General features: G+C 59.8%; 21 protein-coding genes and 2 pseudogenes. 5 read left to right on the top strand and 18 right to left on the bottom strand.

The genetic code is table 11. The features are described 5' to 3' along the window. Positions 1–2 precede the first annotated feature (2 nt). Positions 3–833: pseudogene (gene mobQ / locus ACJJVH_RS20265) on the bottom strand (MobQ family relaxase); the annotation flags it as partial. 192 nt (positions 834–1,025) lie between these two features. Between mobQ and ACJJVH_RS20260 the strand changes: the two are divergent. From ACJJVH_RS20260 to ACJJVH_RS20240, 5 genes and pseudogenes are all read left to right on the top strand, one after another. Next, a pseudogene (locus ACJJVH_RS20260) lies at positions 1,026–1,351 on the top strand (conjugal transfer protein TraD). Next, positions 1,275–1,589: a conjugal transfer protein TraD gene (locus ACJJVH_RS20255; RefSeq protein ID WP_412065941.1), complete on the top strand. Its 315-nt coding sequence runs from the start codon at positions 1,275–1,277 to the stop codon at positions 1,587–1,589. The pseudogene ACJJVH_RS20260 and the gene ACJJVH_RS20255 overlap by 77 nt, the downstream one beginning before the upstream one ends. 193 nt (positions 1,590–1,782) lie before the next feature. Next, positions 1,783–2,220: a hypothetical protein gene (locus ACJJVH_RS20250; protein ID WP_412065940.1), complete on the top strand. Its 438-nt coding sequence runs from the start codon at positions 1,783–1,785 to the stop codon at positions 2,218–2,220. A 29-nt stretch (positions 2,221–2,249) separates the two neighbouring features. Then, complete coding sequence (locus ACJJVH_RS20245; RefSeq protein WP_412065939.1) at positions 2,250–2,357, top strand: hypothetical protein; 108 nt, start codon at positions 2,250–2,252, stop codon at positions 2,355–2,357. A 299-nt stretch (positions 2,358–2,656) separates the two neighbouring features. Continuing rightward, the gene (locus ACJJVH_RS20240; RefSeq protein ID WP_412065938.1) at positions 2,657–3,400 is read left to right on the top strand and encodes a hypothetical protein; all 744 of its coding nucleotides are present in this window, start codon (positions 2,657–2,659) and stop codon (positions 3,398–3,400) included. Between the two features lie 500 nt (positions 3,401–3,900). Here the strand turns inward: ACJJVH_RS20240 and ACJJVH_RS20235 are convergent, their stop codons facing one another. The 17 genes from ACJJVH_RS20235 to ACJJVH_RS20155 form a co-directional block, all read right to left on the bottom strand. Continuing rightward, positions 3,901–4,383, bottom strand: coding sequence for a GNAT family N-acetyltransferase (locus ACJJVH_RS20235; RefSeq protein WP_412065937.1), 483 nt, complete (start codon positions 4,381–4,383; stop codon positions 3,901–3,903). Then, a complete protein-coding gene (locus tag ACJJVH_RS20230; protein ID WP_412065936.1) occupies positions 4,383–4,667 on the bottom strand; it encodes a DUF1778 domain-containing protein in 285 nt (94 codons plus the stop codon). The genes ACJJVH_RS20235 and ACJJVH_RS20230 overlap by 1 nt, the downstream gene beginning before the upstream one ends. A 316-nt stretch (positions 4,668–4,983) precedes the next feature. Continuing rightward, positions 4,984–5,331, bottom strand: a complete 348-nt coding sequence (locus tag ACJJVH_RS20225) for a hypothetical protein (RefSeq protein ID WP_412065935.1) — start codon at positions 5,329–5,331, stop codon at positions 4,984–4,986. Positions 5,332–5,404: 73 nt separating this feature from the next. Continuing rightward, a complete protein-coding gene (locus ACJJVH_RS20220) occupies positions 5,405–8,209 on the bottom strand; it encodes a type IV secretory system conjugative DNA transfer family protein (RefSeq protein WP_412065934.1) in 2,805 nt (934 codons plus the stop codon). Beyond that, positions 8,178–9,227 carry a P-type DNA transfer ATPase VirB11 gene (virB11, locus tag ACJJVH_RS20215; protein ID WP_412065933.1) on the bottom strand — a complete coding sequence of 350 codons (1,050 nt, stop codon included), beginning with the start codon at positions 9,225–9,227 and terminating at the stop codon, positions 8,178–8,180. Before virB11 ends, ACJJVH_RS20220 begins: the two co-directional genes overlap by 32 nt. Continuing rightward, on the bottom strand, positions 9,224–10,561 hold the full coding sequence (gene virB10 / locus ACJJVH_RS20210; RefSeq protein ID WP_412065932.1) for a type IV secretion system protein VirB10: 1,338 nt from the start codon (positions 10,559–10,561) through the stop codon (positions 9,224–9,226). The genes virB11 and virB10 overlap by 4 nt, the downstream gene beginning before the upstream one ends. A gap of 10 nt (positions 10,562–10,571) precedes the next feature. Then, positions 10,572–11,396, bottom strand: a complete 825-nt coding sequence (locus ACJJVH_RS20205) for a TrbG/VirB9 family P-type conjugative transfer protein (protein ID WP_113372286.1) — start codon at positions 11,394–11,396, stop codon at positions 10,572–10,574. Next, positions 11,396–12,130, bottom strand: a complete 735-nt coding sequence (locus ACJJVH_RS20200) for a virB8 family protein (RefSeq protein WP_412065931.1) — start codon at positions 12,128–12,130, stop codon at positions 11,396–11,398. The genes ACJJVH_RS20205 and ACJJVH_RS20200 overlap by 1 nt, the downstream gene beginning before the upstream one ends. Before the next feature lie 61 nt (positions 12,131–12,191). After that, a complete protein-coding gene (locus ACJJVH_RS20195; protein WP_412065930.1) occupies positions 12,192–13,265 on the bottom strand; it encodes a type IV secretion system protein in 1,074 nt (357 codons plus the stop codon). Between the two features lie 31 nt (positions 13,266–13,296). Then, positions 13,297–13,518, bottom strand: coding sequence for a hypothetical protein (locus ACJJVH_RS20190; protein WP_412065929.1), 222 nt, complete (start codon positions 13,516–13,518; stop codon positions 13,297–13,299). Further along, positions 13,515–14,306 (bottom strand): conjugal transfer protein, encoded by a 792-nt coding sequence (locus tag ACJJVH_RS20185; RefSeq protein WP_412065928.1) that lies wholly within the window; start codon positions 14,304–14,306, stop codon positions 13,515–13,517. Before ACJJVH_RS20185 ends, ACJJVH_RS20190 begins: the two co-directional genes overlap by 4 nt. Positions 14,307–14,329: 23 nt before the next feature. Beyond that, positions 14,330–15,502, bottom strand: coding sequence for a lytic transglycosylase domain-containing protein (locus ACJJVH_RS20180; protein WP_412065927.1), 1,173 nt, complete (start codon positions 15,500–15,502; stop codon positions 14,330–14,332). Further along, complete coding sequence (locus ACJJVH_RS20175; RefSeq protein ID WP_412065926.1) at positions 15,480–17,999, bottom strand: VirB4 family type IV secretion/conjugal transfer ATPase; 2,520 nt, start codon at positions 17,997–17,999, stop codon at positions 15,480–15,482. The genes ACJJVH_RS20180 and ACJJVH_RS20175 overlap by 23 nt, the downstream gene beginning before the upstream one ends. 3 nt (positions 18,000–18,002) lie before the next feature. Next, positions 18,003–18,329 carry a VirB3 family type IV secretion system protein gene (locus tag ACJJVH_RS20170; protein WP_113401279.1) on the bottom strand — a complete coding sequence of 109 codons (327 nt, stop codon included), beginning with the start codon at positions 18,327–18,329 and terminating at the stop codon, positions 18,003–18,005. A 3-nt stretch (positions 18,330–18,332) separates the two neighbouring features. Further along, positions 18,333–18,692 carry a TrbC/VirB2 family protein gene (locus ACJJVH_RS20165; protein ID WP_412065925.1) on the bottom strand — a complete coding sequence of 120 codons (360 nt, stop codon included), beginning with the start codon at positions 18,690–18,692 and terminating at the stop codon, positions 18,333–18,335. Continuing rightward, positions 18,689–19,732: a lytic transglycosylase domain-containing protein gene (locus ACJJVH_RS20160; protein WP_412065924.1), complete on the bottom strand. Its 1,044-nt coding sequence runs from the start codon at positions 19,730–19,732 to the stop codon at positions 18,689–18,691. Before ACJJVH_RS20160 ends, ACJJVH_RS20165 begins: the two co-directional genes overlap by 4 nt. A 683-nt stretch (positions 19,733–20,415) precedes the next feature. Then, positions 20,416–21,198, bottom strand: a complete 783-nt coding sequence (locus ACJJVH_RS20155) for a hypothetical protein (protein ID WP_412065923.1) — start codon at positions 21,196–21,198, stop codon at positions 20,416–20,418. Positions 21,199–21,589: the final 391 nt, after the last annotated feature.

Genomic DNA, 21,589 nt, shown 5'->3' with positions numbered 1-21,589 from the left:
TAATCGAACTGCTCCAACCCGTCACTGTGGCGATGCGCAAACATCGCCATGTCCCGGCGCGTGAAGGTCGATTGCTGATGTGTGATTGCGTCCAGCGCAATGGAAGGATCGGCAATGATCCGCGCGCCGTTGTTGCGGGCAATCTCCCGGTGAAGGTCGGCGCGGTCTGCTTCCTCGATCCCTTCTCCCTCGATGCGCTGCGCTGGCGCTCCGATCTGGCTTTGCGGTTCCAGTTCGATGCCCTGCGCCTCAAGGCTGCGATGGTCGATGCGGGCGTCTATGTCGAGTTCGGCCAGCCGTTCGTTGATATGATCGGCCCAACGCTCGCGCCAGCGCTCGATCATTTCCGTTCGATTCCAGTCGCGCACTTTTGGGCCGAAACCGTTCTCACCGACTTCGCGCATGGTTAGCATGACATGGGCGTGTGGCTTGGGGCTTCCGTCCTCGGCAAAATCCCAATGCACATTCAGGTCGGCTATCATGCCCTGATCGACAAATTCCGATTGAACGAAGTCGCGCGCAAGCTCGATGCCTTGGCCCTGTGACAGTTCACGCGGAATGGCGAATTCCAACTCGCGGGCAAGCTGGGCGTCCTTGCGAACCTCGAACGCCTCCACATCGTTCCAGAGCCGCTCGCGGTCGCCAAGATGCTCGGGGGCGTTCTCCGGCAACAGCACCTCGGAATGGACAACGCCGCGTTTCGCGGAAAAGTCCTGTGTGCGGTCAAGGCGCTCGTCGCGCAGCCGTGAGCCGGAGCGGTAGGCGGCGGACGCCACAGCACTTGAGCCTGCTTTGCGGCCAATGACCTTGACGTGAAGATGATAGATCGCCATCGCGATCAAATCATTTGCACTTCTGAGCGCACGTCGGAACGACGTATAAGCGCGCCCTCAAAATGAATTTCTCGGGACTGCCCGCGCCGTCCCACGCCGTCCCGGCAACATAGAAGCATTCGGCACGGTGCTCAACTATGATCAATCCATCGACGGAAAATCACGCGACGACACGAACCGATGGAGATGGAAATGCGCAAACCACGAAACTTCGATGCCGAATTGAAAGCGCTGGAGGACAAGGCAAGGGAACTGAAAGCCCGTAAGGTGCAACAGTTAGGCGAACTCGTCATCGCGACCGGGGCCGATGCGCTCACCGCCGACGAACTGGCGGGCGCGCTGGTCGTGCTTGCGGAGACGAAGGATGCCGCGAGACGGGAGGCGTGGGCGAAGCGCGGGCGGCGTGGTTTCGGGGGAAATCACGGCGAACTGCGCCGGCAAATGATGATGACGAACGCAGCGATCAAACGCAGCCGCGCGGCGCGCAATCGTCATCAGGCGCAACGGGCGCGGCGTGACATGCGCTCATGGCAGGTCGATCGGCGAAAGAGAACGCGGCATCTCATCGAGTTGGGCGGTCTCGTCATCAAGGCGGGCGTCCTGGACCTGACGAACGATGACCGCACCATAATCTTCGGCGCGCTGCTCTGGATGGCTGACAGGCTCATGAGCAAAGACGGAGAACGGGTGCGCGTGGCCTGGAATCAACTCGGAAAGATGGCGTTCGAGGTAGAGCAATCCGATATGCGCGACTGATCTCGGGCTTAGCGGGGCAGGATAGGGCACAATCGAAACGTGGACCGCCATTGTGCGGCCTGCCCTTAACGCATTATGGTCGAAAATATGTCGCAAGTTTTGGGAAGACCGTTCTAAAACGCTCATTGCGGCACCTTTTGGGAATTTTCAGACAGTCTGCGGGAATTTTGCGAAGGAGAGGCGGTTGTCTCGGATGGAGGAATTGAAAAGGAAATTTCAGGAGAAAGGTCGTGCTGCCGTGACATACCTGGAGTCGCCGCGAGGACAATTTGGCTCCGCTCTCCATAATTTCACGGAGAGCACCTACGCGGCATCTTCTTGGGATAAGGATTTCGAGGATGAGCTTTTCAGGCGCTACGAAATCGAAGCACCCGCCGACCTGGCGACGTGGCTGGCGTCAGCCACGGAGGGGCTTTTCCGGTCTGTGGGCGCGCCCCCGACATGGGTCGGAGAGGTCGACTGGTGTTTTCACAACGGTGCACCGCTGGAGTTTCTAGCGCAATTTGCTGACGAGAACGATGTTACTTACTACGTGTTCCGTGGCTTAACCGGAGAAAAGCGATTGTTCTTCAAGATGCGGGCGTGGCAGGGCGGGGACCGAATTCATCTGGACGGTAAAATTGACGGCTAGGCTGCTGCGACAGGGGCCGAGGATCTCTCATGTATGCCTTCGGTCTGGGGGTTGAAAAGGATTATGTCCAAGCCGTTGCATGGTGCCGAAAGGCGGCTGATCAGGGTCTTGCCCAAGCTCGAAATAACCTCGGATGAATGTACGCTGCCGGCCGAGGTGTGAAGCAAGACAATAGGCGAGCGATCGAATGGTTTCGGAAACCAGCCGATCAGGGCATGGACGAAGCTCAGGAAAACCTCGACGCGTTAAAGCCCGAATGAAAAAGATGCCGGGATGAATTTTAATGGGAATCCTTTCTCGCCTATTTTGCAAGACCCCTTCGGTTAGGCTGTGGTATGCGCGAGGTCGATGAGGCGCCAGATCAGGAGATCTTGGTGACGGACAATCGATAGAAACGGAATAAGAAATTTCCAGGAGCGAGACACACGGGAGACCTTTGAAAGGTGCTGCACATTACGATTTTTGTCGCACAATTCTCGATTCAGGTGTCATTCTGACCAGCGACCGGCCGTCGCCGATCATCGGCGCGAGGGAAAATAATTTAGGAAGTACATTGAATAGCCAAGTACGCCTTATTCAACACCCGGAGGATGAGCGCGAATTCGCCAACGCAGTCCTCGCCGAAGATGCGGTCCGTCTGATCAATGGGCCGCGCTGGAGCACGGAGGAGCCTCAGACCTTCCGCTCGATCAGCGCGATTGCGGGCAATTATTGTATTATCTGGTCCCCGCAGGATCGGGCCAAGCTAAGCGCCCGCTATATCCCGGCCCAGAACGATTGGTATTGCGACGCCGAGATGGTGACGATCCAGTTTTTGCGTTCTCAGCTTATCGCTTCAACCATAATCGAAGGGCGCATTGCAATCAGCACGACCCATGCCGAGGCGGCAGAGGCAAAAGGCGTTGAGCGGCGCTTCAAGGCTCTCTCTCGCTTCATCAAGAAAAGGTACCTGAACTCCGTATTGTGCTGGTACAGCCCGGATAATCCTATCGGGCCAGCCACGAGCGAGCGCACGGCAAATCCAAGCGCCCCCGATTCGCACGTTTGGGTGGGCCCGCATGCTCTTCACTGGCTTAACCAGAATCGGAATCGGCACGTTAAACAGTTCATGACTAGCACGGTACATGCCCAGTTGGTCGATATCGCCCAACTCGCGGAACGGATGTCGCAGAAATCCTAGAGGCTGTCCAAAATTCCCTCGGCGATTCCAGAGGATAGTCGGGTGTGGTAAGATTTACCATGGCACATCTTTCTGGAACAGACCGCTCACAACTGATGCTTTGCAGCGACCTGGGGCCGATTAAAGGCAATTTCGATCACGCCTCCTGCGGCCTATTGCACGTTGCGCAGGCGCTGCAGGTCCGCAACGGAGGGGGTGTCTGGATAAAGGGCGCGGAACTTCGCTTCCGCCCGATCGACCGTCTCATCTTTCGGCCAAGGCGGGGGCTCGCAATACACAGTTGCTGCGTAGTCTAAACAGATGCCAGGATCGGCCCAGACGGCACTTCTATCCGTTTAAGACTGCGCTCCTCGGGCACCGTCAGCGCCTGCAAGATTGGGTGACTACTCAAATACCTCATACGTAGGACCAAAGCAAATGCGACCGGATGCGCCTCAGCGTGTCGGCTGCAATCGCGGTACCGCCGGGAAATGCGCAGATAAATGCGACTGTCCCCAGCCTTATCCGGTCCTCGTCTTGAGCGAGAGCACCAGCGTCATGGGATGATTGGGCGAGCACTGGAATCCGTAGTGCTCGTAAAAGGCTTTGGCTTCTTCGGAAATCGCGTGAACGAGAAGACCGCGAATGCCCATGATGGGGGCTGCCTGCACCGTGCGCAGAACGGCATCCTGCAATAGCGCCGCGCCCAATCCTTTCCCCTGCCAGTCGCGGTCGATGGCAAGGCGGCCGAGAACGGCGATGGGTATGGGATCCGGCATGTTTCGGCGAACCGATCCCGGCGCATCGGCGAGATCGAGCGCGCCGGATGCAAGACAATAAAATCCGACGACGCGCGGCCCTTCCGCGACAACATAGGTGCGGGACGCGCCGCTGACCTGATTGGATCGGGCGCGCCGGCGCAGCCACTCATCCAGGGTATCATTGCCGCTCTCGAACAAGTCGAGGTCATGCACTTCCGCAAGAAGCGCCGGAGCGGAGAGCATCAGGGCTGCCAGGGCTTGGGCGCGTTCATCAGCCGCTCGAAGCCTTCCCCGCTTGGCGGCTGGTCGAGGATGGCCAGGAAATGGCGATAGCTGTCTTCGTCGACCCGCACAAGTGTCTGGTCGAGCAACGCATCTTCCGCAGCCCGGTAGGCCGCATCGATCATAAAGTCCGTGCGGCTCTTGCCGCGAATGCTTGCGGCGCGGTCGATCACCTTGCGCACGTCCTCGCGGATGCGCAGATGGACCGGCTTGGCATGCGAGTCCGTCAAAGATTTTGTGGCCATGGCTTGGTTCCTTTCGAGGCCATGACAGCACGACCAGATACACATTGTGTATCTAAAAATTGGTGGGCATAGAGGGTGAACAAAACGGCCAGAAGCCGCTGACGGAATACCGTGGTACGGGAACCGCTCCACCGAGAATGTCACAAAGGCTCCATGCCCGATAGGCGGGGTGAGCGAAAGTCTCGCCCCGCCGCCGCGGACGCCCCCCCGGTTACGCTCCCACCTCCAACAGGTGGCGCGCATCCAAACTGTGCGCAGTCCACATCGAACACTCCGGATTTGAGCGGCCTGATCGGTCCTATCGGCACGCACGCTATCAGCGGTTATCAATCCACCTGGGCGCATCCAGTTCGCGTTTGGCAGCATCAAGAAGAGCTTCCTGAATCGGAGCCAGCCTCTCGGGAGGGCAGCTTCCGAACAATCGTGAAACGAGGTCGTCCGCAAGTTCCGATAGAAGCGGCTTCAACCTCTCCGGAAACAGATGGTCAATTTCGCCGTCGTCAGCATCGAGACGCTTGAGTTCGGCCCTTATCGCGCGCCATTCCATCTCGCGCTCCTTCACCATCAACCAGAAACCCGGATCGGCCCTGGCGGCGGCGACTATCCGTTTGAGACTGCGCTTTCCGGAAAGATGACGACCCAAGAGATGTTCGATTTCGCACATAGCATCGTCCTCTCGATAATCAGGGGCCGCGCGCCAGCATCAGCGGCGGCTCGTTGGATGTAGATTGCCCTCGCTATCCTCCGTGTCGCCCGGTGCCGGACCGCTCCTCATCTTCACGCAGCGGATCGCGCGCCGTGTCGGCGAATTCGCGCAGATAGACTCTTGAGCTCTCCTCCGTCAGGCGGCCAGACAGGGTGTTGATCAGGAGTTCGACGTCTGGATTCAGTTCCGCTGGCTCGACCACACTCTCCTCGGCCCGCTGGAAGATCGCCTCGTTCAAGGCTTGAAGATCACCTCCGAATGCCTCTCTGACTTCCTGGCGCCGGAGCACAGGAGAACCGGATGTCCGGCTGAGGACCGAGTCTGCGGCGACCGATGGATCGCCCCGTTGATTGCGCCGTCGTGCTGCAGGAGAACTCGAATAGACACTTCGATTAAGCTTCTCCTCATCGATTTCGAGATCGACATCATCAGCGGGTTTGGCACGAGGACCTTCCCCCAGGCTATTCTTGTCTTTCCAGGCCGCTGCGCCAGATGCCTGCCTGCGTCCCTGCGGCGGCGGCTCCTTTCCAAGATATTCTTCGGCCACACCCGCTGCCCGCTTCTCATCGAGATCCAGGCGATGGCGCAGTTCATCGAGCGAAGAAATATAGACATGGCGAACACCGTCCTTGACAATGAAGCGAAGGTTCTGTGACTGCCGAGCACGATCAACGGCCGCAAAATCGACGTCAACCGCCGCACTCGGGACGCCCTCCCGATCCGCCCGCTTCGGCACTTTTGCTGTCGGCGGTGCGGCCGGTTTGAAGTTGTCACTGTCGGCAATCGTCCATTCGACGGGCTTCAGACAGGGCCTCGTCACCATCTTGAACCTGCGCACTTTCGCGAACATCCGCTCACCGCCAGAGTCCAGTTTCATGATCCGCATCAGCGGCATGCCGGTGACCTGTAGGATCGCCTCTTCAGGCTTCATCATCATCAGCGTGTTGACAGGCAGGAGATCGACGGCGACTGGTACTTTCGAGACCGACCGCTGCCTGCGGCCATGACGATGGGAATAGGACGACTGCTCGACCCATTCCGTCGTCTTTCCGGCGGCGAGCGAGACCGCCGTCGCATCGTCCTGGTTCTGGAAGTTCATGAACAGCTTGATCGTCGAAGCGCCCATCAGGATCTTCTGGCCCGAGCGTTGGTAGAGGCGCTCGAGTTGGGCACCGTCCTGAAGGATGAAGACGAAGCGCACGCCGTTCTTGCGGATCAGGGGTGCGAGCGTCAGCACCGTGTCGATGCGACCGCCATTGCCGAACTCGTCGAGCATCATCAGGACCTCGTGCTCGCCATTGCGCAATTCACCCATCTGCACGAGTTTGTCGGCCATCTGCTGGATGAACATCGAGATCAGCCGCTCGTAGATTTGCATCGCATTCCAGTCGGCCTGGACATAGATCACGAGCTTGCGCTTTCGGATGGCGTCGATCGGGATAGTGGTGATCGAGGTCAGCGCCTCGACCAGGGGATTCTGCAGAAAATTGAGCTTTGCGACGATCTCCGCCGCGATCCCCTCCCCCAGCTTCTCATGACGACCGGCAAACTTGGTGAGTTGCATGCGGGTCTGGTCGGAGAGCACCGGCTCGTAATTTTCCAGCAACTGGATGATTGCCTTGCGCTCGTCCGACATCGAGTTGAGGATACGGTAGAGTTCGCTGAGCGACTTGCGGGTGTCCGGGCATTCAAGAACAAAACCCAGCATCGCAGTGAAAAGAATTCTGGCGCTCTCCTCCCAGAAGTCGGAAGAGTCGGACCGCAGGCGTTCCGGCAGCAACATCTGCGTCATCTTCTGCAGGTCGGTGATCCGCTCGTACGGGTCGGTGCTGATGAGATCGAGCGGATTGTAGCCGTCGGTGAATCTTGACCCTGGCGCCAGCAGGAACGTCTCGTAGCCCTTGCGCTTCAGATAGCCGGAGGTCTGCTTGTAGAGCTCGCCGCTCATGTCGAGCACGACTTGCGACCCTTGGAAACTCATCATCGTCGGGATGGCGAAGGCACGGGACTTGCCCTGTCCCGGCGAACCGATGAGCATGACGTGCTGGTCGCCGTCATTGCGCAGCAGAAGCCCCTGCTTCAGCCCGAGCACGATACCATGCTTGTCGCGCAGCCGAAAGTCGGCTGCGTCTTTCAGCGTCGCCAGCCGCGCCTTGCCCATGATCATCCGCTGGCGCTTCTGGATTGCCGCGCCGATCGGGAAGCCGATCAGGGCACCCGCGGCAGCAAGGCCTGCGAGTGCAGCGAGCACCGTCTGCCGGGAGGGCTTTTGATAGGTGCCTGCAGCGTCTGTCGCACCAAACGGCGCCTGGTACATGGCGGCAAGATGATTGCCGAAATAGCTGGCGATCTCGGCATGTTCGCCGGCCTTGGTGGCGACGAGGTAGAATGCGACGCCATAGGCGATGACGCCGGCATAGGCGGCTGCGAAGATCAGAGCCGTGTGAGCGATCAGGCTGAACATCGACCGGACATGCAAAAGGTAGAGGATCTTGCGCGACAGCGCCCGGCCACCTTTCAGCATCCAGAGGGACAGGAGAAAAAACAGGAACGGCGAGGAAAGGGCAAACGCCAGGAGGGATAATCCGACTGTATTGCGAGTGTGGATGATGGACCAGGTATAGCGGAGAGCGTCGACGAAGCGCGCTCGTGCGACGTAGTCGAAGTAGGATGCGGTTCCGAACGAGGTGATATAGGCGTCGTAGATCAGCGTGAAGAAGGCCAACCAGATCATGGCGACGCCGAACAGCGTAAGCGGCAGCGTGAATAGCGACGCGCGCTGCAGACCGGTCCATCTCGGGCGGTCAGTCTCGGTGTGCGTGAATACGCCTGCCATCTTCGTCCACCTCATCGGCAAAATAGATCTCGCTGACGCCGCGGCCGCCGGCGGCATCGCTCTTCTTCAACTGGACCACGATCGGGATGATCGAGCGGATGTATCGAATGATATCGTCGCGCTCCATGCGCACATTGCTGTTGAGCACCAACGTCGATAGCCTGTTGAAGGCATGGTGGGGCGAGTTTGCATGGATCGTCGACATCGATCCCGGATGCCCGGTATTGATGGCATTCAGGAAGTCGAACGCCTCGTCGCCGCGCAACTCGCCCATAAAGATGCGATCTGGCCGAAGGCGCAGTGCCGTGGCCAGCAAATCGGTCATGGTCACCCGCGCCTCACCCTGACCGCCCTTTGAGACGAGCAGCGAGACGACATTCTCTTGCAGCGGCTCCAGCTCGGCGGTGTCTTGCATCAGGATAAACCGCTCGTGCTTCGGGATGGCGGTCAGCATGGTGTTGAGGAATGTCGTCTTCCCTGTCGACGTGCCGCCGGAGATCAGCATGCTGCGGTGGTTGATCGCGGCGAGTTTAAGGAAATCCCGAACCCTGCCCGCCCGCAGCAATCGCGACAGGTCGATATCGACATCATCGGTATAATCAGCACCGGTGACCTTGGTGAAGCGGAACGCGCCGGCTTTCTCGTAGTCATCGAGATCAAAGCGGCGGATGAACTGTTTGCGGATCGAAAAAGCATGGCCGGTCGCCGACGTCGGGTTCAACACGAACTGAACGCGTTCACCGCCCGTCAGCGTCGCCGACAATAGCGGGTTTTCGGCGTTGATGGTCTGCTTAGTAAACGATGCTGCCCGAGAGGCCATGTGACGGATCGCGTCCTGATCGAGGCCGTCGACCCGTTGCCTGACCATGCTCAGCTGGCCGATCTTCTCCAGCCAGAGTTCATTGCTGCGCTGACAGGAGATCTCGACGACGGCGGGATCGTCAAGGAAAGCCCTGATCGGTTCCAGCGCCTCGGCCAGAAAATGCTGTTCGGCGGAGATCTCGGGGCGTGCGTTCATCTGTGGTTCCTCTGTCGACGCAAACGCTCGAACTCCTCGCGCACCGGATCGGCATAGAGGTCGGCGAAATCAAGATCGCGCGTGACGAAGACGTTGATGTCGGAGCCTTGCGGAATGTGGATGGTCGGACGGATATTGCGGCTGTCCTGGAACGCTTCGGTGCCAAGCTGCTGGATGCCGGAAGCGATGGTTTCGGCAGCGATTTGCCGGGCGCGATCCTGTGACGTCTCGCCACTGTCCTGCGGGATACGGGTGATACTGCCGTTGTCGTTGACGATGGTGATGTAGCGATCTTCCTTCTGGCCAAGCTGGGCGATGTGTTGCGTGGCGCCGCCGATCAGCGTCATCAGCGCCGGCGGCCCGAAACGCTCCCAGTATTTCCGGTCGACGACACCGGTCATACCCGAGCGTCCGAGCCGGTCGGTGCCATAGGAGCCGAGCTGTACCGAGACGCCGTCGCCGCGGATCATCCGCGTCCAGACGATCAGAATGCGCTCCTGCCCCCGTTCGACGCCGGATTTATAATCGCCGATCAGCGACGAGCCGGCCGGTATGAGGATGCGACGTCCGTCGAAGGAATAGACGTCCTCGCGCACGATCCCCTTGACCATGCCGGCAAGGTCGGAATTGATCGCGGTCTCCAGTGTGCCGCGGATCATCGTGCCCTGCGGAATCCATGCGTCAGTGCGTCGGTTTTCGGTAGCGATGGAAACGTCGACTCCCTGACCGCCCATCGCCTTGAGAAAGGCACGGTCGTTGTCGACCGCACCGCCGCCATCCGAGGCAGTCGCCGGCTGGGCGCCCGTCCCGATCCCCGAGCCGAATGGGCTTGCAGCCGCGCCATCAGCGGAGGCGCGGGCCGCACCATTCGTCTGGTCCGATTGGTCGAAGACCATGGCCGAGGAGCGTACGCGCTCCAGCAGTTTTGCTTCCCGTGCGAGCTCAATGCACCGTGGGTTTTCGGGGTTCTTGCCTCGGGTGCAATCAACTTCGGCAGGAGGTAAGGCCGGAGCGGCGGCCGGCAAGACCGGTGCTGACGGCGGCGGGGGTGGAAGCGGAGGGGCCTCGGGGACCTCCACGGTTGGCAGCGGCGGGGGAGACGGCGTCCTGAAACCTTCGTTGCGCGGCGCCTGGGCTGGACGAAACTCTTCGCGCGGGGTCGTATCGACGGGCGGCTCCTTCTCTCCTCCTGCTAGAAGGAAATACAACACCACGCCGACGCCGGCGATCGCCGCCACGACCGCGGTCGGACGCATCAATCCTATCCCGGAGCGCCGGACCTGTCCTCCGATGGCGGTATCGTCGTCGATCGAATGGTAGTTGGGATCGGACATGGCGCGCCTCCTATCGGGACTGGGGTTGCTGGTTGCCGGTTCCGATCCGCTTCGGTGCGACCGCACCTTCGATCGGCGCCGGGATATCGGCGGGAGCGGTCCGGAGATTGAAGAGGCAGGTCTCGGCCTCGGTGCCGTAGCGTAGCGTCCACTGCCGCGAGACCTTGTCGATGACGATGTAGTCGGCCTCGCGCCGGTAGTTCACGAGGCTCTCCCGGCGCCTGCCGTCGACGATGAAGATGGCCGGAACGTCGCCGGTGAATTTCATGAAGGTCTTCAGCCCGTCGTCGAAGACCCACAGCGGCTTGGCACCATCGCTCCCCTTGAAGCCATAGTCGTAATTGACCTTGTCGCGACGGATGTTCTTGAGGTTCGGATTGCGCTCGGCTTCCTGCGCCTGTTTCCAGAGTTCGGCCGTGCCTTTCAAGCCGGCATTCTCTGGGTAGATGAACGTCAGCTTGAAGGTCTGGTTCTGCATCGCCTTGCTGTCGTTGACGCGCAGATCGAACGAGTAGGTCCGCTTGGTGGTGACGACCGAAAGATTGGTTGCCGCGTCCTTTTCCATCGGCTTCAACGTCAGCGAGCGCCGGTCGGCCGAGGTGAGAATCTGCCAGGAAACGGTGTCGCCTGCGACCACCTGGGTGATCTCCTCGTCCGCACCGAAGAGGATTGTCGTCACCAGTCCGTAGGTGCCCGTCACTTGAAACACCTGCTCCGCCGAGTAGGGAAGGGAGCGTACGCGAGGGTCGAGCCTTCCGGGCCGCGCCAGCAGTTCGGCATGTGCAACGATCGGTGAGAGCAGCAGAAGGAGGGAGAATGCGGGGGTCCATCTCATTACGGGGCGAGCCCCGACGGCATGGTCTCCGGGACTTTGGCATATTCGGTCACGACGAATCCCAACGGATTATAGAGTCGAACCCGGTTGCTGGCAGGGAGATTGATCTGGCGGTAGCGCACCGTCGCGGACCAGCGATTGACGACCTCGCCGCCGCGGCGCCGCTCCCGTGTTTCGAACCGCACCGCCATGGTCGAGGGATTGAGGGGATTGACCGAGAGGATCTCCGGCCGGATGTCTCCGGTGGCCCCGATCATCTTCACCGGCCCCCTCGGGTTGGAGGGGTTCATCCACTCTTCGTAATCCTTGAACGCCTGAGAGCCCGGCTCCGACCAGAGCGCGATCATGTCGAAATTGTCCGACAGATAGCGCGGATCGTAGGTCTCGCGCCGGATGACGTAGTTGCCAACGAAAGACGCGCGCACCGCTGGCATTTCCGAGACGTTCGATCGATCCTTGTCGAGCGTCGTGACGGTCTCCATGTAGCCAGTGTTCTTGTCGACGATAAGCGGAACGACCTCGGTGCGAACGAGCGGGAAAAGTTGCGCCACCGAAAAAGAAAGCACGCTGGCGACAGCCCAACCAGCGACGGCGAACGCCAGCAAAATGAGACCGATCAGGGTGCGCAGAGATCGGTTCTTTTCGCCCCAGGAGAGATGCTGGTCATAGATCTCTTGCGGCCCCGGGACATGGTCGGCCGCCGTGGCCCTCAATTGCCTTTTGAACAATGCCAAGTTTTAAACCTCGAAGTCTTCGTCGTCGTAATCTTGAAGTCGCCCGGGCCGTCTGCCCCTCTTATTCGCTGTTGCGACGGCGGTTGGTCAGCATGCGTCCGAGAGCGCCGGCGCCTGCCATGCCGCCACGTCCGGCAAGCACCGCTGCACGCATCGCTCCTCTCGGGCCTGCCAACATGCCAAGAGCGACGGCTGCAGCCTGCCCGGTCCTCGCATTGCTGGTGGAGAGTTTTCCTCGCACCCATCCGTAAGTCGTATCCACGCCCCCTCCTCCAGGCATTGTGGATAGGGCCGCGCCATAAGCGAAGGTGCGGGCAAAATCGGGCACCTGAAAAATGAAATAGGAGATCAGCGCCAGGTAGAGCACCATGGCGAGCACGATCGCGAGCGCATTCTCCTTGGTCGCCATCTCGCCATTGATGGTGTCCATCATGCCGATGAGGAACCCGAACGACAGCCCGGCCATGATGTAGGTGAAGAGAAGCATGAACATGCCGTAGGCAACGCCCCTCACCCAGGCATCGAAGACAAACCGGGTGATGCCGAAGAAATAGCAGAGAATGGCGATCGGCCCGATCGCCAGCATGACGGCGGTAATCATCTTGGCAAACAGCGTCACACCGGTGAGGATCAACAGCATCGGCAAAAGCCCGAAGACCAGCACGATAAAGACGACCACGGCGCCGGTGACATTCGGCAGCCAGCCGGACTCGTAGGAATTAAAGAGCTGCATCGCGAAGTCGTAGACCTTGCGCGCCATCGAGGCGACTTGGCTGGCGAGATCCGCTCCGGCCGACTGCCCGCCCATCGCCGAGGAAATCGCCGAGCCGAGGTCCTGTGGCGTCGATAGCACGAACTGGCCGATATTGTCGTAGAATGTGGCCCAGGACATGATCAGGGCGTAGGCGAGGACGAGCTTGAAGGCGGTGACCGCCATGTCCTGCAGCGCGACGCTCGACAGCCCGAGCGCGCCCCAGAGGAAATAGAGGATCAGGAAGATCGCCAGGATGCCGGAGACGAGATCACGGTGCTCCGCAAACAGCCCCCAGGCGCGCTCAAGCGATGCTTCGTTGATCTTGTCGAAGTATCGCAGAGCATCGCCGTAGAAATTGATCGCATAGCTGACCGGATCCATCTCGCATCCTAAAAGTGGTTCCTGGAGTTGCCTAAAATTGATTGACTGGCCGCATCGGACCGCAATCATCCCTCATTGCCGCCGACAGCGCCTCTTCCGGCAGGGCTGGTTTCGAACCGTCTGCATATCCGAGCGCCGGCACCGGGTTCTCGTCGGCCGAGCATTTCGCCAGCTGTTCGTATTTGCCGCCGCAGCCACTCAGCACCGCACAGCCCAGGATCAGGACGAGGATCAGCCTCACCTTCACCCTCACTGGGACTGTTCCTCGAACGCCCGAAGCTGATCGCGGACCGAGGCTCCTTGCTGCTCAGTACCGCCGCCACGCATGACGCTGTCGGGAAGTGTCGCAAAGGTCTTGAGGTTCTGGGACGATGTCGCGAGTGCTGCCTTGTATTGCTGGTTCAACAGCATGACCTGATTGTTGAGCGAGCCAACGGCCTCGTTGGCGGTCTGATTGCCCTGCAGCACCATCTGGGTGTTCTGCTCGAGCGCCCCTTTCAAATCCTGCGCCGTGCCTACCTGCTGCGTCGCCTGCATGAAGGAGTTCTGCCGGTCCTTGGTGGCGCTGTTCATGGCATCGGTGAGCGCCGTCATGGTCGTCAGCGCATTGATGCCTTGCGAATAGGCCTGGTTTGCACCCGACAGTTCGCCACCCTTCACGGTAACGACAACCATCTTCACGAGATTGAGCCCGTTGATGAGCTTGGCCGCAGTATTTTGAAACTGGCCGCTAATACCGCCGAACACGGCCTGGTTACCCGATAGGATGCTGTTGAAATCAGGCGCCTGCCCCATGCTGAATCCGTTTCCGGTCGCAAGTTTTTCGAACTGGCTGGCGTCCTGGGTGCGATCGCCGGTGATCGCCTGCAGCGTCTTCGTCGTGTTGTCCTTGACGACCGACGTGTCTTCCTGGATCTGCTTTGAAAGCCGTTCGATCTCCTGGCTGATCGAGATATTGGCCGAGTCCTTGACCGGCACCTGTGCGTTGGCATGCGATATGGCTGTGATGCCGAGTGCTGTCGCGATAACGAATTTTCTCATCTGTCTGTCCTCTCTTTGCCTGTTCAGTTCGCCGCGGGTCTGGAGTCCACGACCGTCACCAGCCCGAGGGCCGGATCTTCCATCACCGAGAAGGTCGCGATGCCGCCATTGGCGCGCGCCTGTTCCTGGAGATCCGTCAGCCACCTCTGGATCTCATCGGTCGTGGCGGTCGACGGCACCGCAAAACAGCGGGTGCCGCCGGTGTCGACAATCGTCGACGGGCATTGGACTTGCGCCATGACGAGAGAGCCATCGAAGTCCTTGGAAGTGCCGCCGCCCGAGCCGCGCAGGTTGGCCGAGGAGGACTGCAGCCCTGCCTGAAGGCGCTGCAGATATTGCTGGTTTGCCTCTGCCGATTTCCCAAGCAGCTCGTTCCACACGTTTCCGCGCTCTATCTGCGCCTCAGTGTTGCGATCGACGGCCTTTTTCAGCTGTTCGCCGCAACCCGCGTTGTTGCTGACCGTCTCCGGTTCGGGTGTGCTGCCTGTCGGCGTGCGGTCGCCATTCTGCGCCTTGTTGCGGCTATAATAGGCGGAGACCTTTTTCACGTAGTCCTGGGTCTCGGGGATGTTGGGAATCTGGCCGCTCTGCAGGGACTGGCGATACGGGCCGGCATTGTAGCCGGCGGCGATGAGGTCATATCGATTGCCGAACATCCCTTGCAGCTGCTTGATGTATTTGACACCGCCACGAATATTGTCGCGCGTGTCGTAGGGGTTGACGCCGAGCCCTGCCGCGGTTCCCCGCATCAGTTGCATGACGCCGTTGGCGCCGACGGCCGATCGCGCCGATTGCCGGAAGCGTGACTCCTGCTCGGCGATGGCCAGCGCAAAATTCGGATCGACGCCCTGGCGGATCGCCTCGTCCTCGATCATGCGAGCGACTTCCTGCTGGCTCGACGTCCGTTTCGATGGCCCGGCCGGAGCCATATCGCCCCCCACGCCGTCTGCCGAGCAATCAGCGGGTGCGCCGGAACCTTGACCGGGCGCCACGCTGTCCGTCGTTCCGCCCGAGGCGCCTTTCACACCTCGCGTGTCAGCCTGATAGGTCTTGTACCAGTTCTCGGTCGCTTGCTGGATGTTTCGGCGGGCATTGTCGATGACAGGCACCTGCGCGACGACAGGCGCGGGCGTCAGTAGGGTGGAGAGCATGATGGTGCTGACGGTTACCAGCTCAGGAAGCCTTGCTGTCTTCATCGGACGCATCCCCCTCCCAATCGCAAAATTTCGACAGCCAATTCTTCGGATCGTCGCCATATTCATCGAGCAGCATCTCGACCTCGCGGACGGTCTCTTCGCGACCGGAGAGGACCTTGATGAACTCGGGCATGTGGGACATATCCACGCGTGCGATGACGCTGCTCTTCGCCTGCTTGATCAGCATGAAGCGCGAGCTGGGGTCGCCGTTCTTGACCCAATCGAATTCGGCTCTGGAGAGCCCGAAATGCCCCATGTAGGAGCTCTCGTCGGCCTTCGAATTGGCGAAGAAGATGTTGGTCGACGTCTGCTCGATGATCGTTCGGCTGACACTCGATTGCACCACGTCATCGGCCGACTGCGTGCCGAAGATCACAAGGCCGTTCCGCTTACGGATGGTCTTGAAGTAGTCCTTCATCGTGCGCTTGAACTCGTCGTCGTCGAGCAGCTTCCAGGCTTCGTCCATCAGGTTGATGATAGGCGCCTTGCCGTCATAGATCCCGTCAAGCCGATGGAACATGTAAAGAAGGGCTGCGGTACGCACCGTCGGATCGTCGAGGATCGAGGTCATGTCGAAGCCGATCATCGGCTTGGAGATGTCGAGATTGTCGCCGGCATTGTCGAAGAGCCAGGCATAGGGGCCGCGATCGACCCATTTGTCGAGCCTGGCGATCAGGCTACTCTCGGTTCTCTCGCTGCCGGCAAGCAGGGCACGCAGCGACAACAGACGACGATAGGAGCGATCCTTGGTCTTGAGAACGGACTTGATCGCATTGCGTATGATTGATTCTTCCTGCGGCGTCAGATTCTCGCCTTCTTTCGAGGGCTTCAGCATGAAGCTCAGGAGCCTGTACAGGAAGACGCGGTTTTCCTCAGTGTCCTCGAGAAGGAGTGGATTCCAGCCGGAGGGTTCGCCGGGCTCGAGCGTCATGTAGGTGCCGCCGGCGGCGCGCACCATGATGTCGAGGCCGCGATCCTTGTCGAAGACGATCGTCTTCAGGCGCGGGCTGACGCGGTAGGCCTGCAGGATCAGAAAGGCCATGATGACGGTCTTGCCCGACCCGGTCGGACCGAAGACGGTCGTGTGCCCCACATCGCCCTGATGGAAATTGAAGAAGAACGGCGTGCCTGACGTCGTCTCGAAGATGGTGATCGCCGGCCCCCAGTGATTACCGTCCGGCCTGCCGTAGGGATAGGCATGGAAGCTGCTCAAACCCGCGCAGTTCAGCGTCGAGATCAGGGCGCGCCGGGCGATATAGGCCTGGTTGCCCGGGAGCTGCGCCCAGTAGGCCGGTTCGGCGTTCAGGTCTTCGCGGACATAGGAGGCGCCGAGCGCACCTAATTCATTGCCGATCAGCGCCACCGCATCATCAAGCTGGATTGTCGTTCTCGCGATCGGCATGACGGTGAGGTGGTGTTCGGCGAACGCGACGCGTTTGCGAGCCAGTTCGTCGCGGGCAATGTCGAGATTGGCCTGGACACTGGAACCGCCCTCGTCGGCTTTCGACAGCTGCCGGTCGAGTCTCTCGATCCGGCTACGGGCCGTCATATCGTCGACGAATGACATCGACTGCGTCAGCACCAATTCGAAAGGCTGCTTGAGGATATAGTCGAGCATGCCGGCGCCGGTTTCGGGCGGGTATTCCCTCAGTGACACCATCGCCGCGTAGCGGTCGCCGTCCGGCGTATCGCCCTGGAGATGAATGATCCGATTGCCGATCGACGTACGGCGTGCCGGAAGCATCTCGTCGATCGGAATGTTGCCGAGCCGGATCGGTCTGACCTTTCCTCCGTTCAAAAGGGTGTAGAAAAACTCGCATTGTTCGGAAAACCAGATCTTCCGCGCACCTTCCTCGATCGCCATATCCTCAGTGAGGTCGCGATAAATCGTCTTTCCGCTGCCAAAATCGGCTTTGATGCGCTGCACATCGCGCAGCACCTTCGGGCCATAAGCAGACAACGACTTTTCCAGAGCCCGTGTCGCCTCGACGAGCTTGTCGCGCATTGCCCTGAACTGCTCCTTGCGCATGACACTGCCGCCCACGCCCATGATGCGGGAGAGCGCCGACCCTTTCCTGAACAATGGCCGCACGACCAGCGACACATAGGTGTCGTTGACGAACATCTCGTTCTTTGAGATGCCCGATTGATAGACTTCATCGAGTCGTTGCATGAAGCGGTCGGAAAAGCCGGACGGCAGCGAGGGCGCGACCTTTCGCCTGATGACATGGGTGTAGAGCGCAAAATTGCCGATGGACGAGATCGCGCGGAACGCAGAGTTGCGCTGGCGCTGTAACACGTTGATCGTCTCGATATCGGCTGTCTCGAACGAGAATCCGGTCAACTTGACGGTCGAGACCAAGCAGTCGTTCTTCAGCCGGATGATGCCGTTTTCGATCGGCACGTAGAAAGGGACATGGGTTGATATCCTTCGATCCGCGAAGATCTCCCACCCTTTCGACAGGCTGCCCTTCAGCGATCTTGCTATCATGCTCATGGGTCAGGCTCCGTAGGTTCGGATGCCGCCGCCGAGTTTGCGGCCGAGCGGGTTGACGCCGCACATGCTGAATTTCCCGGCAATGTCGAAGAACCAGAGGTCGAGCTTGACGGTCAGCACATAGAGAATGCTGTGAAGGATGGCGAAGGAGACCGGAAACCAGAGGATCGATCCGAGGATCATGAACACCATCAGCGAGACGAAGCATTCCGCCAGAAAATAGGTGTAGGGTATGCCCATCACTGTTGGCGGGCGGGTGAGCGCGAGAATGACGGGATAGGATTCGATGTAGTCATCGCCCCCATCGGCGTTGGTGCCTGATGCCGCCATGGTTCAAGATCCGTTGCCGGCCAGGAAGTCGACGATTTCCGCTGAGGCATACATGCCGGCAAGGCTCCCGCCGACGCGGAGCAGCGCACCCCACGACCAGTAGCCAAAGGCTGCGGCCAGAAACATCCCGATGAATGCAATCGCTCCGACCGACCGGCCGAATGCCCCGGTGAAGAATTGCACGAGCCGATCAGCGGCGTTCTGCAAGGCATCGAGGTTCTGCGCCGCGGCCGGCTCGTATTGGCTGACGACCAGGATGATGGCCGCAAGGAACACCATTACGATATGGCCGGCCCGCCGGCGCTTGATCATCGAACGGCAGGCGACGCTGCCGTAAAGCACTGCCACTACAAGCATGTTCATTGATGCACCTCTTCCTTGACGATGTTCAGCGGGCCGCCGAACCGTTTCGCCTCCTCCACCTGGTGAAGGCGAGTTTCCGGTGCGCGTGGGTCCGCACTCGAGAAAACAAGCATTGAGGATCTTGCCCGGTCGGCGGGCTTAATTCGGCGTAGCGACCTCGGCTCAGCTTGAGAAAGCAGATCAGGCTGAGAAGTGGCGGCAGGCGCCGCCGCGCCGATGTAGTAGCCGACGACCCGCGTCACATAGTCCGCGGTTTCGCGAGTCAGCGGCAGGGACTGATGGACGTCGACACGAGGCTCGCCGGCATTGTAAGCCGACGCGATCAGCACCGGATTGCGATATTTGTCGATGAGGACACGCAGGAACCGGGTGCCGGCGCGGATATTCTGCTGGGGATCGGTGAGGTCTTGTGCGCCGAAAGCCTCGCCGATCTTCGGCATCACCTGCATCAAACCGATCGCACCGGCGGAGCTGACCAATTGGGGATCGAACCCTGCGTTTTCCGCTCGCATGATCGACAGCACCCAGTTCGGATCGACGCCCTCCTCGTCCGCGATTGTCAGTGCAAGCTTGGTGTAGGCGTGGGGAACTCCTGAAAGCAGATCAGGCCGCGGTTGCATCAACGCCCGGTCGGCATCGGTATGCGGATCGGTCAGCAGGCGGGCTGGGCCCGGATCAAAGGAAAAGACGCTGATGGGTGAGAGCACGGCGCGTTCGTGCCGTGCTCTCACGCTACCTGCCACTTCTCCTGTTAGCTCTGGATCGCTGCCACCGAAGTCGACACCGGCTTGATCGATGCGAAACCGATTTGCCGCGTGCGTGTCGGAATCCTTGGTTGCCGCAAAACGTCCGTTGAATCTGGCCAAATCGATTAGTGGCGGTGGAAGGCGGTTTTCGTCAATGGCCGCATAAGATGCGGGAAAAAGCCTCGGGAGCACGCGAGCTTCCCTTTGATGCAGGAGTATTCGATCGGGATTGCCGATATCCGGTTGTGATCCACGACCGGCGAGACTGCAGGTGAATCCGGTAAAAAGAACCACGGATGTCACGACGGGCCAAAAGGCACTGCATGGCCGACGGAATAGCGGTTCCTTTACGGAAGAATGCGAGCTGCAATTCATTGCCGAACTAGCCCCAACTTGTACTCCGGTACAAGTTTTGAACTGCATTCTTCGGCAAAAATCAACACTAAAATTGCACTGCAGTACAATTTATGATGCGAAGAGACGGACTCTACCGATCAGAAATTCAAGGAATTCAATCGCGTAGGCGCGACCATCGATCCGGCTTCCAGCGGTACTCGATCTGCTCCCGATCGCCCAAAATGCGCGCCAACCGCACGGCGGTGCCGCCTTTGACCATAACCGAACCGGCATCGGCTCCGGACCGGCTACCATAGATTCGGCATGTGAAATTCGGCAATTCGCGCTGAACCCTCGATACGGACCAGCACATGAGGACCTGATAGCGGTACCCATCGAGTCCCCTCGCCAGATCGCGTGAGATCAGTTGCACGGGACCGAGACGATGGCGTCCGAATGCGGTGCCATATTCCAGCTGGCACTCGACGATGTTGCTTGGATAGTTTCTGCAGGCGGCAAGAGTGAGATATGCAAACGGCTCTGGCGGCAGCGGTCGCGGAGCCTGCCTTAGCTGCCCACAAGCAACCAAAGGGATTGCCACAATTGCCGGCAAAAGCAAAGCGGACGGTATTCGCACGGCTTCATCTCCTGATTTCCTGCCGATAGCCGGCATGTTCGAGGGCTTCGAGAAAAACATCGCGGGCGAGCCCGCAAAAGGGCGACGCCGCCTGAGCCATATGCAGTTCGGTCAGCACCAGCCCGAGATTGGAGATGGTCGCGACGACCTCCGCCAGATCGTCATTGAGACCGTCGCGAAAGATCTCGCGACCCTCATGACCCTTGACGATGATGGCGTAGTCGTTACGCGCGATGCTGTGCCATAATTCGAGGGTTCCGGTTTCACCGCCGTGGCTCTCCGTGTGGCAGATGAGCATCATCGCGTAGTCCGGATGCGGCAGGTCGCACTCTTCGATCGACGTGCCGCCGTGGAACTCCGTCAACGCCACGTCCGACGAGAACAGCAGCAAGCGCTCATTGACCAACAGCCGCCGCTGTCCGAGGCGTACGAACCCGTTCATGACGGCCGATCGCAAGAGGCTTGGCGCAAGGTTTTCCGCGCAGTGTTCGCAGATCGACACCAATTGATCGTTCCTCAGAGCAAACGCGTTGTGGAAACGATCGACAAGGAAGCGCTCGATGTTCTCGGTGCGACCGGCGAGCGACTCGATGAACGCGAAAACACCAAGCGGCGCCCACGGCTTATCCAGGACATCGTTCTCAGCCGACAACCCGGCGACAGCCACCAAGCTCGACGGCCCGACGACGATGCCGACGGACCGGGACTGCGCGCCACAATCCGGGCAATCGATGCAGATCGGGACCTTGTACCATTCCTTCGTGAGTACGGATCGATGGCTTGTCACAGAAAAACCCGTCTTGCTGATGGAAGACCTCGCAAATGCCGGCGCAGATCAGGCGCCCGCTGCCCCGCAGCAGACGAGAAATGTGGCCCACAACGCATAGGCTTCCTACGACAAACTTGCACTACAGTACAATTTTGTAGCAGCTTGAAGCAGATCGCTCAAGATCAGAAAGTTGGGGTTTGGTGACGAATGCCGATCCGGCCATAGGGCCGGATCGCCTGCGCTCGTGCTTACCGACCTACCCTGTCGGCGATGCCTGAGCCTGCCGAACCGATGTGAGCCGCCCTGCCCCAGTTCTGCACAACGGCACTAGTTCCAAGCCTGAGATTATGCCGAACCACTTCCCAGTTTTAGTAGCGCAACCAGCATCGTCTAAGGATCGCCCCGCGCA

The organism is Rhizobium sp. SYY.PMSO (assembly GCF_046840415.1).
Lineage (GTDB): Bacteria > Pseudomonadota > Alphaproteobacteria > Rhizobiales > Rhizobiaceae > Rhizobium.
Note: the sequence above shows the minus strand (reverse complement) of the source record. Positions and strands in the feature narration are given on the sequence as shown.